The following is a 13,954-nucleotide window of genomic DNA, read 5'->3' as shown; positions in this document are numbered from 1 at the left end:
AATATGAAACTAATTAAAAAAATGGTAGTTACTTTTTTTATTGCAATGGTTGCTGCAACACCAAATGTAGTATCCGCTGAAAATATTACGGAGTTAGAAAATAAGACAAACGTAGCTACGGATAAAAAATGGACAATCTCTTTTAACACAGGCTTAAATAAAGATACTGTAAATGAGCAGAATATAACAGTTACAGATTCCAAAGGAAATAAAGTTAAAGCAACTATATGTATGGGAGAAACAAGTAGTACAGTAGTGGTTATTCCGCAAACAGAAGGATACTTGCCAGGGAGTGCATATTATGTAAATTTTGGTACAGGGATACAATCTGCTGGAGGAAAAACTTTTACAACTCCCAAAAGAATGAAGTTTGTAACTACAGGTAAATATACAGATAGCTCAACTTATGAAAACGTACCTAACATTACACAAGCTAAGATGGAATATGAGCCAATATTACCAGATCAAAATCAAACCTTTTATTTAAAATCCTCGTCAGATAATGTGAAGTATAGAATATTTAAGAGTAAATATACTTATCAATTTGATAGATATGAAGCTTATGAAGAAATAACAAAGGGTTATACTAGTGCAGAAGATGGAAAAATAACCACAGATAAATTATTTGAAGCTGGAGAAACTGCACAAAAATATAAAATATTAATATACGTTAAAAGAGATAATGCAGAGGGAGCACATGTAGACGAAAATACAGATTATGATAATTATTATATTGACTATTTAAGATGTGTAAACTCTATAGATAAGTCTATGTTCACTGATTTTAACTTAAAGTATACTTTCAATGAAGTTTTAAGTAAACAAAATGATACTAAAGTTTCAGTAACGGATGAGGGACCTACAGCTTTTGTAGGAGCTAGTGCTAATCAAATAAAATATTATTTAAATCCACTTAACTACACAGATGAATATGGAAAGTACATGTTCTTAAAATTAAGCTATATAGATGATAGCATTACAGAAGAGGATTTAAATGGAATGCTTAAAGGTAGAGGTGTATTAGAAGGAAAAGGACAAGCCTTCTTACAAGGAGCAAAAGAAAATAATATAAATCCTGCTTACTTAGTGGCTCATGCTCTTTTAGAAACATATAATGGAAAATCGCAGCTTGCTACTGGAATTGAAGTAAATGGTAAGGAAGGGAAAAAATTAGTATACAATACCTATGGTATAAAAGCAGTAGATTCAGACCCTAATAAGTTCGGATCAGAATATGCTTATGAACAAAAATGGTTTACAGTAGAAGAAGCCATTATTGGAGGAGCAAAATACATTGCAGAAAAATACATAAATAACCCTACAGAAAAAAGAGATACTTTATATAAAATGAAATGGAATCCTTCAAGCCCAGGAACTTATCAATATGCTACAGATATTGGTTGGGCATACAAACAGGTAGTTAAAATTAAAGAGATAATGGATCAGTGTAAAAATCCTACTTTAATATTTGACTTTCCAGTTTATAAGGAATAAAAACTTAAAGGGAGTTGATTGCTAATAATCAACTCCCTTTTATGTTTTAATTCAAAGTACGTTTTCTTTTTTTTCTTTTTTGAATTTCATCTATAAAGGGTGCATAAAATTCAAATATTTTCTCATGTCCACAATGGGAACATATACAAAAACAAATATCGTGGGGGATATCATCTATTAAATCTACGTTGGAATAATCTGCTACAAGCTCTCCTCCGCACATTTCGCAAGGAGTATTGTTAATTATGTTATATTCACTTTCAATAAATTTCATTACATCTTTTATCGTCATGTTTGACCTCCAAATTAACTAGTTTCACATTATACATGGTAGCACTATTAAAAATTAATTGCAATACAAAGGCTTTAATTTACATATATATTAAGTAGGTATTTATATCAATAAAGTGTAGGAGGTAGCAATGATAAATTATATTTGGTTTGGAATTGTAAGTGTAGGGATTTTGGTGGGAATTGTTACAGGTAGGGGAGATATTATTTCTCAGGCAATACTTGCCTCTACTAATTCAACGGTGGAACTCATTATAAAGCTGTTAGGGGTAATGTGCCTATGGTGTGGTGTTATGAAGATTGCTCAAAAAAGTGGGTTGACAGATAAACTAGCGTTAATCTTAAAACCTATACTAAAGCTTTTATTAAAAGAAGGCGGAAAGGACGATGCATCATTGGGATCAATGGTTATGAATATAACTGCAAACATGATGGGCCTATCTAATGCGGCTACCCCCTTTGGAATAAAAACTATGGAAAATTTGCAACGAATTAATAGAAAAAAAGATACAGCCAGTGATGATATGGCACTGTTTTTAGTATTAAATGCGGCATGCATACAACTAGTTCCCACTACGGTAATTTCTATAAGAGCAGCGGCAGGGTCTAAAAATCCTGGAGAAATTATATTGCCGGCTATAATTGCTACAACCTGTGCAGCCATTGTGGGAGTAGTTTGTTGCAAAGTACTAGAAAATCATTTTTAATGGAGGGGCTACAAATATGTCTAATTTAGTTATACCCATAATAATTTTATTAATTGTTACCTATGGAGTGATAAAAGGAGTTAAGGTTTACGAATGCTTCATAGAGGGAGCAAAGGAAGGCATGAGCATTTGTGTGAGGATATTTCCTTATCTACTTGCCATGATACTTGGAGTAACAGTACTTAGAGAATCTAAAGTTTTAGATTATTTAATAGGTTTTGTAAACCCTGTAGTTAAGTTTATAGGACTGCCTGGGGAAGTAGTGCCATTGGTTCTTATAAAGCCATTATCAGGGAGTGGAGCACTAGGAGTATTTACTGACGTGATTACTAATTATGGAGCGGATAGTTATATTGGAAGAATCTCCTCAGTAATAATGGGTTCTACAGAAACTATATTCTATACGCTTACCGTTTATTTTGGTGCCGTGGGAATAAAGAAGATAAGACATACCTTATGGGCGGCTATTCTTGCGGATGTTACGGCCACAATAGTATCTGTAATTGTAGTAACATTAATTTTTTATTAAAAGCTTTGGAATTAATGTTATAGTATGAATAAATATGGTAATATTTAATTAATACTATAGTTTATAAAGAAAGGAAAAGTATATGATAGAGCTTATTAACGTGAATAAATCTTATAATGATACTAATAAGGCAGTAGACAATATAAATCTAAGAATAGAAAATGGGGAGATTTTTGGATTCTTAGGACCCAATGGAGCAGGAAAAACCACTACAATAAAAATGATAACTGGGATTTTACATTCGGATAGCGGTTCTATAAAGATCAATGACATAGACGTTAAGGAGAACCCCCTAAAAGCTAAAAAGCAATTTGGCTTTGTACCAGATAGCCCGGATATGTTTTTAAAGCTTAAGGGTATAGAATACTTAAATTTTATGGCAGATATATATGAAGTATCTAAAGAGGATAGAAAAATAAAAATAGAGGAATTAAGCAAAAAATTTGATTTGGAATCAGCTCTAGGTGATCAAATACAAAGTTATTCTCATGGTATGAGGCAAAAAATAATTCTTATGGGGGCGCTGATACATAATCCATCCGTATGGATTTTAGATGAACCAATGACAGGACTAGACCCAAAGTCTTCATATATTTTAAAGGAAATGATGAGGGAACATGCAGATAGAGGGAATGTAGTTTTCTTTTCCACTCACGTACTAGAGGTAGCAGAAAAGTTATGTGATAGAGTGGCTATAATAAATAAGGGTAAGGTATTGTTTTGTGGAACGCTTGAAGAAATAAGGAATCATTTTAAGGAAAATGAATCTTTAGAAAGGATATTCTTAGATTTAACAGAAAATGAATAAGTATATTTCTTTAGTAAAAGTATTACTAAAAACATCTAATGAAAACCTTACTAGTAGCAAAAAGCGTTATAAAACAATAGCTTTATATGGGATTATTTTATTAGCCTTAATACCCTTTATGTTTTCTGTAGGTAAAATTACCGGGCATTTATATGATGCATTGGCAGGAATGGATCAACAAGGCACTATACTGGCCTTAGCTTTAGCATTAACATCTTTGTCTATTATGGTCTTTGGAGTGTTATATGTTGTAAATGTATTTTACTTTGCCAGCGATATAGAATACTTGCTTCCCCTACCCTTAAAACCTTCTCTTATATTAAGTGGGAAGTTTACTGTAACTGTAATATATGAGTATATAATAGAAGTAATGTTTTTACTTCCTATATTCATACAATATGGCATAAAAAGTGGGGGAGGAATATTATATTATATTTACGCTATTGTAATATTTTTAATTACTCCTATAGTTCCATTAATTGTTTCTTCTGTAATAGTTATAATTATTATGAGGTTTACTAATATAGCTAAAAATAAAGATAGGTTTAAGGTGATATCTGGATTTATTTCTATATTTATAGCTATTGGCTTTAATTTAGGAGTGCAAAAGCTCACAGGAAGAAACAATGTAGATATTCAGAAAATTATAATGAGCGGAGATAACTCATATATAAATGTAATATCTAATATATTTCCCACAGCAAAGTTTTCTTCTATGGCACTAGCAAACTCTTTTAGTTCTAAGGGATTTCTTTATTTTATGTTGTTTTTAGGTATTAATATACTCCTTTATATTTTATTTTTATACTTAGGAGAAAAGGTTTATTTTAAAGGTGTAGTAGGATTAACTCAATCTCAATCAAAAAGAAAAAAATACAAAGCTCATGAATTATCAAAAATACTTATTAGTAAGTCACCTTTAATAAGCTACACAATGAAAGAAATAAAAATGCTAGTAAGAACTCCTATATTTTTCTTAAATTGTGTTGCAACAAACTTTCTATGGCCAATATTTTTGATATTTCCAATGATATTGCAACCGGAGGCTAGAGAGGCTATGCCTATGATATCTGATATTTTAGCTAACAGCGATAACTTAGGAGTAATTCTTGGATGGGTAGCAGCAGCGTCACTATTTATAGCTTCTGCTAACGGAATAGCATCTTCTTCTATATCTAGAGAAGGTAAGAATGTTTACTTTAATAAATATATTCCAATAAGCTACATGACCATAGTTATGAGTAAAATTTTATCCTCCATGGTATTTAGTTTTATAGGAGTAATATTAGTGTTAGGAGTATTAGGAGTTGTATTGGGCTTAGGAGTCAAAATAATTTTATTATCCTTAGCAATTAGCGTATTTGGAATAGTTCTGTCTTCTATTATAGGAATAGTAATAGACTTAAACTTTCCAAAGCTTAATTGGGATAGTGAACAAAAGGCTGTAAAACAAAATCTGAATGTAGTTATAGGTATGGGAATAAGTATAGCTATGGCATTTATAACTATAAAGACCATAAGTGCTTTTAGATTAAATGGGCCAACAGTGGTTGGTTTTATAGTGATATTATATTTTACAATAAGCTTATTATTTTACATATATTTAAAGAGGAATTTGGATAAACTTTTTGAACAAATGGAAGATTGAAAAATTACAAAGTTCTTTATTATATAATATATAACAAAGAACAGATAGCAAATATGTACAAAAATCCCGTAGAATTTTATATTAAAGAAATTCCACGGGATTTTTTATTTATCCGCTCGTGATTAAACTAGATAGAACACTCAAAATATGTAATAATACTTATATATGGTAAATTAAGGGGGGTAGTTATGAGGAATAAGAAAAATAACAATAAAATTAATGCCTTTGAAGAACAGTTAAAAGAAATAAGGGAATATCAAAAGAATGCATTTAATCCTGGTTATTATATAGGAACAGGAAGAGTTAATCTAGCTACAAAAAACTTACTAAGGTCGCCTAAAATACTTATAATTTTAGGATGTATAATTTTAATTCCAACAATATATAACATAGTAAACAATTTTAATATTGTTACGGTATCACACCATCTTATGCAAATAATTCTAGGAACCGCATTAGTTGTGGGAGGGATTATTAGACTGCGAAGAAAAAAGTTTTAGGATTTTTTAATAATTATAAAGCAAAAAGATACTAAAGAACTTAGACGAATTCAATATGATTTTGTGTACTTGATGGAAAATGACTGGAAGCTAGCTGCTGTAATAACAGAATGATAATTAAAGAAAAAACACAGCCCATTCTCTAATCAAAACTGAAGAAAAGAAGTAAAAATATAGCGTTGGGCTATGTTTTTATGTAATTTTTTAGATATTATATTTAAAAAGATTCTTGTTGAAATTTACAGTCTATAAGTTGTAAATTATATTCTTTTATAATCTGTGTAAGAAGATCTGCATACATATTTTTCCCAGTTTCATCTTTTTTTGTACTATATCCTGCTTTATCAATTGCTTTAGCTTGATTTATGTAGTCAGTAGCATTGAAAACTCCATTTTCTTTATATCTCTTATTGTTTTTAAGAAATTGTGCATAATCGTCTAAGGAGTCTTTTTTAGAGTCATATGCTCTAAAAGTAGCAACTATAGTATCATTATAGTTTTCAGAAGTTTTCATATCTACAACTTTGCCTTTCCATGATTTAGTGGATTTTATTCCAAATAAATTATTATGTTCAGCAGAAAGAGTGGAATTACCCCAATTAGATTCTATAATAGCTTGTCCAATCAATATAGAAGGAAGAATACTATATTCTTTATAGATGGATATGGCTATAGGAGTTAATTCATTTATAAAGTCTTTTTTTTCATCATTCACTTCTACTAAATACTTATCATTTATCACTTCTAAAAACTTATAAACCTTTTGTTTTTCCTTATCAGTATAGGAAAATTTATTTATAACTTCGTCAAAGGTCAATAATTTGTATTTAGAATTTTTAAATTTGTTTTCTGAAGTGTTTGTTTCTAAAAATTTAGCAGCTATTTTTTTTGCATCTTCTATAGTTGCCTTTGAAAAGTCATTGTTTATACGAATTGAATCTAATGCAGCTACATATTTCCAATTTACTTGAAGCTTATTTTCACTTATTTCATCGGAAGCTTTGATATATATTCTCATAGCAGATTTAGGAATGACATCTTTTTTTAGATTTAAATCATTTACAACTTTGAATATAGCCACTATAAATATTATAAAAAATAGTGCTCTAAATAATCTTTTTAGTTTTCTCATAGCATCACTTACCTCGCATTAATTTTATGTATTTATCAATTATACCAAAGATTTATAGAAACTTTGTTAAATGAATTGGAATAAAATCTTAATAAAATCTTAAAAGTTGTATAGCATGTATGATTTTTATGGGAATATTGAATATTTAATTGTATTTGTCAAGAAGAAAAGAACGTGGTATATTATCAAGGGTTATTAATTTTATAATCTGTAAACTAAAATCAAAGCCTAGCGCTATAATCATAAAATTAAAAAATTAAGATTTAAAATATGAAGGGAGGAGTGTCTAAGCTTTTCTAGGCTTTCATTAGGCAAGAAGAATATGAAAAAAGTAATATCTACAGCAGAAATGATGGAGAAAGAGAGTATATCAAAGGTGCTTTTAAAATTGTCAGTACCTGCAATAATAGCTATGTTAATTAATGCCATTTACAACATAGTGGATACCATGTTTGTTGGCATGCTGAACAATACTAGTGCTATTGCTGCCGTATCTATAGTATATCCCCTATTTATGTTTATTGGAGCTATTGGGGTTATGTTTGGTGCAGGAGGCGCTTCTTATCTATCAAGATTGTTGGGAGAAAAGAGAAAAGGGGAAGCTGATAGAGCACTAACATCTACAATAATAATTGGGTGCGCATTTAGCTTAATTTTTACTGTAATTGCTATAATATTTTTAGACGAATTTTTATTGATGTATGGAGCAACACAAACTATAATGCCTTATGCTAGAGAATATGGATATACAATAGTATTAGGATCGGTTTTTACCATTGGAACAGCAATAATGAGTAATACTATTAGAGCAGAGGGAAATTCAAAATATAGTATGATATCTACCTGTATAGGAGGTGCTATAAACATAATACTAGATCCTATATTCATGTTTAAATTTAGTATGGGTATAAGAGGTGCCGCAGTTGCTACGGTAATATCACAGTTAATATCCTTTGTTTTTCTTTTAAGATATTATTATTCTAAGAAAAGCTATATAAAATTAGGGATTAAGTTTTTAAAACCAACTTTTAATATGTTTTTTGAAATACTTAAGATAGGTATTCCTATTTTTGTAACTCAAGTATTAGCAAGTTTTGCTTTAGGTTTTATGAATTTAGGAGCAAAACCTTACGGAGATGAAGCAGTAGCTGCCATGGGTATAGTATTTAGAGTTATGTCTATAGGATTTTATATAGTGTTTGGAATTGGCCAAGGATTCCAACCTGTTGCAGGATATAGTTATGGAGCTAAAAACTTTACTAGACTAAAAGAAGCTATTAAAATATCTATTAAATGGAGTACCATATCTGCTATTGTTGTATCTATCTTATTTATAGTTTTCGCAGAAGAATGTATGCTTGCATTTACGAGAGACAGAGAAGTTATAGATATAGGGGTAAAGGCTTTTAGAGCAGCAAGTTTGTTGTTCCCGCTTTTTGGATATATAAATACTTACGCAGTGTTATATCAAGCTTTGGGTAAGGCATTAGGAGCATTTATATTGTCTGTTTCTAGACAGGGAATATTTTATATACCTTTAATGTATTTGCTGCCGAAATTTATGGGATTAGAAGGAGTAATATTCTGTCAAGCGGCAGCGGATGGATTGGCTTTTATAGAAACTATTATAATGGCTATTTGGCTAAATAAGAGTTTAAAAAATGAGACACTGAAGGAATCTACTCCAGATGATATGAAGGAAGTTGTATCACTTTAAATTCTGCTATAAAGTTATATATTCTACTATAAATACAAATATATTAAATGAGATTTTAAGAATAAAGACTAGACTATCCAGCATGGGGTAGTCTAGTCTTTATTTGAGGGTGTTTAGCTGTATAGAGTACTATAAAAACTTTAAAAGTTATTGCATTACTTTTCTATATTAGGACTAAAGGGATTTCTTCCACAAAAAGTATGCAACTAATACAGTTAACACTTCTGCAATAGGTACTGATAACCACACTCCAATATTTCCCCAAAATGAAGGTAAAACAAATAATAATGGTAGTAATAGAATTAAGCTTCTGCATAGAGAAACAGCTACAGATTCCTTCCAAGAGCCTATTGATTGTAAACCAGAAGCTATAACAATATTGATACCAGAAATAAATAAAGCTGGGAAATAATAAATAATGGCAGTTGTAGAAGCATTAATAAGGTCAATATCTTTACCTGCGAATATAGATACTGGATAATTCCCGAAATTATATAAAAGAAAATAGGTAGTAATACCAACAATTGTAGAAATTATTAAACTTATTTTTATAATTTCTTTGATTTTAAGATCTTCATTAGCTCCATGGAAGAAGCTTATTAAAGGTTGTGATCCTTCAGCCATACCTAAAAATATTGATAGTACTATTAAAGCTACATATCCTACAATTCCATAAGCTGCAAAACCTAATGCACCCATGTGTATTCCTATGGCTATATTGCAACAAAGGGTAGTTAAACCGAGAGCGAATTCCATCATAAAAGATGGTATTCCTTTTTTAAAAGTTAATAGTACAGTTTTAAAGTCAAATATCACCTTTTCAAGATATAGATTTCCTCTTTTCTTCAAAAAGTGAGGGGACATTATAAGTATACTGAATACAGGACCAAGGCCAGTTGCTAAAGCAGCACCAGCAAGACCCATATTAAGTATTGCCATGAGATACCAATCTAAAAATACGTTAGATAAAGCGCCAATAATCTGTGCAATCATTACAAGAGTTGGTTTCGAATCATTTCTAAGCCATGTAGACATACCGTAACTGAGCATAAAAGCAGGGCAAAATGCAAAAAAATAGGTTAAGTATTCTACTACTAATTCCATGATATCAGGAGTAGCTCCTAGCAACTTTGATAAAGGATATATAAATATCAACGATAATACTGCAATTAAAATACCAATTAACACTAATAATCTAAAGGAGAGATTAAAAATTCTTCTCCCTTCTTTAGTGTTTCCGGCACCATTACTATTAGAAATAAGTACTCCAGCACCTACAGAGACAAGCATACTTATAGCAAGTAATATTTCCACTACAGGGACTCCTACAGTTACAGCAGCTAAAGCTTCTCTTCCTAAAAGTCTTGCTACAAATAATCCGTCAACTAAAATGTATAAAGAATTAAAAAGAAGACCAGCGATACCTGGAATAGCATAGGATGAAAATAAATTTAAAAGACTTTTTTGATTTTTGTTAATACTTTCGTAAGCAGTATTCATAATCTTTCCTCCTTAATATATGAAATAAAAAAATAAAAAGTAGGCTTGATGCACATTCAAGCCTACTTATGCAAAACCATCTCGTAACAATAGTATTAACCCCCGGCGGAGCTTAATACAACGAGCATTATTCAATTACCCTAATAATATCAAAACAAAATACCTATGTCAATTATGAAATTTTCTTCTATATATTATATACATAACCACACCTTGAATGATCCATTGTACTCCTGTAATCCACCAAACCCAGATTACAGATACTTTTAGTATATGAATGAAGTAAACCATCAAGGGAAGTCTTATGAGCCAATTTGATATAAAGGATACTATAAAAGGAGTTTTTGTATCTCCAGCTCCACTAAAAGCTCCAGTTAATATCATGTGAATTCCCATGAAGGGTTGTTCAACTGCGGCTATCATAAGACAAGTAGCTCCAAGGCTTATTACATCTAATTCATTTTTATTTATAAAGAGAGATATAAGAAATTTAGGGAAAATTAAAAACATTACTCCACAGAAAGTCATTAATAGAACTCCTAAGGTAGTACTAGTTTTTACATATTCCTTGGCTTCCTTATATTTCTTTTCGCCAACTTTATGACCTACTAAAGTAGTAGTAGCTACTGCGAAGCCATTACCAGGCATGAAGGAAACAGATTCAATGGCCGTAGTAATTTGATTGGCAGCAAAGGATACCTCCCCTAAGTTCATTATCATAACTGAACCTAAAAGCTTTATAACGCTAAAGGCAGCTTCTTGAAAAGAAGAAGGCATAGATAACTTTATAAGCTCCCTACATCTTTTAAATGAAAAGTTATTTATATATTTAAACCTTGGCTTTATTTGAGAGTGTTTAGCTGTATAAATTACTATAAAAACAAACCCAGAAAAGTGAGCTATGGCAGTAGCTATAGCAGCACCTCTAATTCCCCATTCTGGGAAACCGAGTTTACCAAATATTAAAACCCAATCTAGAAATAAATTTATAATGTTAATAATTACAGATGCTAGTAGAGGAGTTTTAGTATTTTTACCACCTCGGAGTATAGAATTTAAAACGTTCATGAGCATATGAAAAAACATTCCAACGGAAACTATTTTCATATACATTATTCCATATTTTAGTACATCTCCTTTAGCTCCCGCATATTTTAAAATTATAGGTGATGCAAAGAAAGTGGTAGAAGATATTAGAAAAGAAAATATACCTCCAAGAAGCAAACCTAAAGTAGCATATTCCTCTGCAAAGTCTTTTTCGTTACCGCCGAGTCTCCTAGATATTAATGAAACAGTTCCTACAGATATTCCATAAGCAATAAAGACATTTAATAAAGTATATAATATTTCAGAACTAAGCCCTACAGTACTAACTGCAATTTGTCCACCATATTGGCCTACCATCATAGTATCAAAAACCCAAATCATCATATAAAGTATCATTTCGCCTACAGCAGGTAAGGCTAAATGCAAAACTTCTTTTATTATTTTTTTATTTAAAATGACCAATCCCTCCAATTCATAAAATAAGTACATATATATAATACATTATTTTCGTACAGATAGGCAATATTGACTAAGAAATAGTTTTAGTATAAAATAGTTTTATATTAAAATCATTTTAATGTAAAATCAAAGAGGTGAATTTATGAGTGACTTAACTAAGGGTAATGAGGGCAAGTTAATTTTTTACTTTACTTTGCCAATGCTTATAGGAAATGTATTTCAGCAGCTATACAATACTGTAGATAGTATTATTGTAGGGAGAACTTTAGGAAAAGAAGCATTAGGAGCAGTAGGGGTTAGCTTTCCCATAATATTTTTACTAGCTTCATTAATAATGGGCATTACCATGGGTTCTACAATTCTTATAGCTCAGTATTATGGGGCTAAAGATATGAAAAAGTTAAAAAAGACTATAGATACTACCTATATAATACTGTTTGTTTCTTCATTAATTGTAACTATTGTAGGAATAGTATTTAGTGGTTCTATATTAAGAATTTTAGGAACTCCACAGGAAATGATAAAGAATGCACAAATTTATCTTAACATAACCTTTATAGGTATATTCGGTATGTTTGGATATAATTCTATAAGTGCTATATTAAGAGGCCTTGGAGACTCCAAAACTCCTTTATATTTCTTAATTATATCTACAGTGATAAACATAGTATTGGATTTAGTATTTATATTAGTATTTCACTGGGGAGTAGCGGGAGCAGCATGGGCCACAATAATAGCACAAGCTTGTTCCTTTGCATTTGGTATATATTATTTGAATAAAAACCATGATATATTAAAATTTAATATTAAAACTATGAAGTTTGATAAGGAAATATTTAAAAAGAGCTTGAAAATTGGACTCCCATCAGGAGTTCAGCAAATGTTATTTTCACTTGGAATGATGGGGTTACAAGGTATGGTTAATTCCTACGGGACTGATACCGTAGCAGCATATACTGCGGCATCTAAAATAGATTCCTTTTCATCTATGCCCATAATGAATTTTGGAGCGGCCATATCTGCCTTTGTAGGTCAAAATTTAGGGGCAAATAAGCCAGAAAGAGTGAAAAATGGATATAAAGCTACTTTGCTTATGTCAACTGTAATTTCTTTGGGTGTTACTATTATTGTTATATTATTTAGAAGGCCGTTATTAGCGATGTTTAATACTGATCCTGAGGTTATAAAGGTGGGAGTAAGATACTTAGTGATAATACCTTCATTTTATACAGTTATATCTTTTATGTTTATAACTAGTGGAGTAATAAGGGGAGCTGGGGATACTTTAATTCCTATGTTTATATCTATACTTACCCTTTGGTTTATAAGACTACCTATTGCTTATATATTGTCAAGTAAAATAGGTTCCGATGGACTGTGGTGGGGAACCCCTGTTGCTTGGACTATGGGTGCCATACTAACCTTCGGTTATTTTCTTAAAGGTAAATGGAAAAGTAAGGCGGTTACAGTTAATAATTTAAGAGAAGCTACAGAAATGTAGTAGGGAGAAAAATATGGATGATAGAGAAATTTCTAAAGAACTTATAAATTTTCTTATAAAACTAAAAAGGTTTGGGAGGGCTAATGTAAGTAGATATGACGACCCAAACTTAACAGAACAGCAATTTAGAACTTTAATAAACTTAAAGGAATTAAAAAAGACTACATTAAAAGATTTAAGTAATAACATACATGTATCCAGTTCAAGCTTATGTATTATGCTGAATAAAATGGTTGAGGAAGATATAGTAATAAGGGAAGCGGATTCTAAAGATAGAAGAAATACCTTTTATAGCCTAACTTCAAAGGGATTAGATTTTTTAGAAAATGAAATTGAAAAAAAGTTAGAGCGTGTAGGAGAGAAAATTAGTAACCTGTCTTTAGAAGAAAAAGAAAAGCTTGTTGAATATATAAATGGAATTAGTGACATAATAGAAAAAATAAAGTAGTTGACAATAGATATTCCTATATTATAATTATACTAAATGGGATGATAGGAAGAGTAGTAAATGAAAGTGTTTAAAGAGAGCTGGAGAGGTGAAAGCCAGTAACATAGAAGTTTATGAACATGGCCCTTGACTAGGCTACTTGAAATTAATATTAGGGTAGGCACGGTAGCAAC

13 protein-coding genes and 1 other annotated feature (1 of these 14 running past the window's edge) are annotated in these 13,954 nt (G+C 30.7%); of the genes, 9 read left to right on the top strand and 4 right to left on the bottom strand.

Annotation, left to right across the window (positions count from 1 at the left end):
• The first annotated feature begins 3 nt into the window (after nucleotides 1-3).
• Nucleotides 4-1,494, top strand: coding sequence for a glucosaminidase domain-containing protein (locus tag ABDZ69_RS14125; RefSeq protein WP_343770611.1), 1,491 nt, complete (start codon nucleotides 4-6; stop codon nucleotides 1,492-1,494).
• 46 nt (nucleotides 1,495-1,540) lie between these two features.
• Here ABDZ69_RS14125 and ABDZ69_RS14120 read toward each other — a convergent pair whose 3' ends face one another.
• Nucleotides 1,541-1,786, bottom strand: a complete 246-nt coding sequence (locus ABDZ69_RS14120) for a metal-binding protein (protein WP_343770610.1) — start codon at nucleotides 1,784-1,786, stop codon at nucleotides 1,541-1,543.
• Nucleotides 1,787-1,916: 130 nt separating this feature from the next.
• On the opposite strand from ABDZ69_RS14120, the gene ABDZ69_RS14115 reads away from it, so the two are divergent.
• The 5 genes from ABDZ69_RS14115 to ABDZ69_RS14095 all read left to right on the top strand — a co-directional run bounded on the left by ABDZ69_RS14115 (nucleotide 1,917) and on the right by ABDZ69_RS14095 (nucleotide 5,977).
• Nucleotides 1,917-2,492, top strand: coding sequence for a nucleoside recognition domain-containing protein (locus tag ABDZ69_RS14115; RefSeq protein WP_343770609.1), 576 nt, complete (start codon nucleotides 1,917-1,919; stop codon nucleotides 2,490-2,492).
• Between the two features lie 16 nt (nucleotides 2,493-2,508).
• On the top strand, nucleotides 2,509-3,021 hold the full coding sequence (locus ABDZ69_RS14110) for a spore maturation protein (RefSeq protein WP_343770608.1): 513 nt from the start codon (nucleotides 2,509-2,511) through the stop codon (nucleotides 3,019-3,021).
• Nucleotides 3,022-3,103: 82 nt separating this feature from the next.
• A complete protein-coding gene (locus ABDZ69_RS14105) occupies nucleotides 3,104-3,829 on the top strand; it encodes an ABC transporter ATP-binding protein (protein ID WP_343770606.1) in 726 nt (241 codons plus the stop codon).
• Nucleotides 3,822-5,477, top strand: a complete 1,656-nt coding sequence (locus ABDZ69_RS14100; RefSeq protein WP_343770604.1) for a putative ABC transporter permease subunit — start codon at nucleotides 3,822-3,824, stop codon at nucleotides 5,475-5,477. Before ABDZ69_RS14105 ends, ABDZ69_RS14100 begins: the two co-directional genes overlap by 8 nt.
• 188 nt (nucleotides 5,478-5,665) lie before the next feature.
• Nucleotides 5,666-5,977, top strand: coding sequence for a hypothetical protein (locus tag ABDZ69_RS14095; protein WP_343770602.1), 312 nt, complete (start codon nucleotides 5,666-5,668; stop codon nucleotides 5,975-5,977).
• Nucleotides 5,978-6,194: 217 nt separating this feature from the next.
• On the opposite strand, the gene ABDZ69_RS14090 is transcribed toward ABDZ69_RS14095, so the two are convergent.
• A complete protein-coding gene (locus ABDZ69_RS14090) occupies nucleotides 6,195-7,109 on the bottom strand; it encodes a glycoside hydrolase family 73 protein (protein ID WP_343770601.1) in 915 nt (304 codons plus the stop codon).
• A 322-nt stretch (nucleotides 7,110-7,431) separates the two neighbouring features.
• Here ABDZ69_RS14090 and ABDZ69_RS14085 point away from each other — a divergent pair, with 322 nt between their 5' ends.
• Nucleotides 7,432-8,826 (top strand): MATE family efflux transporter, encoded by a 1,395-nt coding sequence (locus ABDZ69_RS14085; RefSeq protein WP_343770600.1) that lies wholly within the window; start codon nucleotides 7,432-7,434, stop codon nucleotides 8,824-8,826.
• Nucleotides 8,827-9,000: 174 nt separating this feature from the next.
• Here the strand turns inward: ABDZ69_RS14085 and ABDZ69_RS14080 are convergent, their stop codons facing one another.
• Together ABDZ69_RS14080 and ABDZ69_RS14075 are read right to left on the bottom strand one after the other, a co-directional pair.
• Nucleotides 9,001-10,326: an MATE family efflux transporter gene (locus tag ABDZ69_RS14080; protein WP_343770599.1), complete on the bottom strand. Its 1,326-nt coding sequence runs from the start codon at nucleotides 10,324-10,326 to the stop codon at nucleotides 9,001-9,003.
• 168 nt (nucleotides 10,327-10,494) lie between these two features.
• Complete coding sequence (locus ABDZ69_RS14075; RefSeq protein WP_343770694.1) at nucleotides 10,495-11,829, bottom strand: MATE family efflux transporter; 1,335 nt, start codon at nucleotides 11,827-11,829, stop codon at nucleotides 10,495-10,497.
• Nucleotides 11,830-11,974: 145 nt separating this feature from the next.
• Here ABDZ69_RS14075 and ABDZ69_RS14070 point away from each other — a divergent pair, with 145 nt between their 5' ends.
• Both ABDZ69_RS14070 and ABDZ69_RS14065 read left to right on the top strand, forming a co-directional pair.
• Nucleotides 11,975-13,333 carry an MATE family efflux transporter gene (locus tag ABDZ69_RS14070; RefSeq protein WP_343770597.1) on the top strand — a complete coding sequence of 453 codons (1,359 nt, stop codon included), beginning with the start codon at nucleotides 11,975-11,977 and terminating at the stop codon, nucleotides 13,331-13,333.
• 13 nt (nucleotides 13,334-13,346) lie between these two features.
• On the top strand, nucleotides 13,347-13,781 hold the full coding sequence (locus tag ABDZ69_RS14065; protein ID WP_343770595.1) for a MarR family winged helix-turn-helix transcriptional regulator: 435 nt from the start codon (nucleotides 13,347-13,349) through the stop codon (nucleotides 13,779-13,781).
• 32 nt (nucleotides 13,782-13,813) lie between these two features.
• Nucleotides 13,814-13,954: a binding site (T-box leader), on the top strand (it continues 96 nt past the right edge of the window).

Source organism: Clostridium malenominatum (assembly GCF_039521365.1).
Lineage (GTDB): Bacteria > Bacillota > Clostridia > Clostridiales > Clostridiaceae > Clostridium_AW > Clostridium_AW malenominatum.
The sequence above is the reverse complement of the archived record's forward strand: the minus strand, read 5'-3'. Positions and strand labels throughout refer to the sequence as shown.

Bases quoted from the DNA above. Each gene is read 5' to 3' on its own strand.
- ABDZ69_RS14125 (WP_343770611.1), top strand. From the start codon at position 4: ATGAAACTAATTAAAAAAATGGTAGTTACTTTTTTTATTGCAATGGTT.
- ABDZ69_RS14120 (WP_343770610.1), bottom strand. From the start codon at position 1,786: ATGACGATAAAAGATGTAATGAAATTTATTGAAAGTGAATATAACATA.
- ABDZ69_RS14115 (WP_343770609.1), top strand. From the start codon at position 1,917: ATGATAAATTATATTTGGTTTGGAATTGTAAGTGTAGGGATTTTGGTG.
- ABDZ69_RS14110 (WP_343770608.1), top strand. From the start codon at position 2,509: ATGTCTAATTTAGTTATACCCATAATAATTTTATTAATTGTTACCTAT.
- ABDZ69_RS14105 (WP_343770606.1), top strand. From the start codon at position 3,104: ATGATAGAGCTTATTAACGTGAATAAATCTTATAATGATACTAATAAG.
- ABDZ69_RS14100 (WP_343770604.1), top strand. From the start codon at position 3,822: ATGAATAAGTATATTTCTTTAGTAAAAGTATTACTAAAAACATCTAAT.
- ABDZ69_RS14095 (WP_343770602.1), top strand. From the start codon at position 5,666: ATGAGGAATAAGAAAAATAACAATAAAATTAATGCCTTTGAAGAACAG.
- ABDZ69_RS14090 (WP_343770601.1), bottom strand. From the start codon at position 7,109: ATGAGAAAACTAAAAAGATTATTTAGAGCACTATTTTTTATAATATTT.
- ABDZ69_RS14085 (WP_343770600.1), top strand. From the start codon at position 7,432: ATGAAAAAAGTAATATCTACAGCAGAAATGATGGAGAAAGAGAGTATA.
- ABDZ69_RS14080 (WP_343770599.1), bottom strand. From the start codon at position 10,326: ATGAATACTGCTTACGAAAGTATTAACAAAAATCAAAAAAGTCTTTTA.
- ABDZ69_RS14070 (WP_343770597.1), top strand. From the start codon at position 11,975: ATGAGTGACTTAACTAAGGGTAATGAGGGCAAGTTAATTTTTTACTTT.
- ABDZ69_RS14065 (WP_343770595.1), top strand. From the start codon at position 13,347: ATGGATGATAGAGAAATTTCTAAAGAACTTATAAATTTTCTTATAAAA.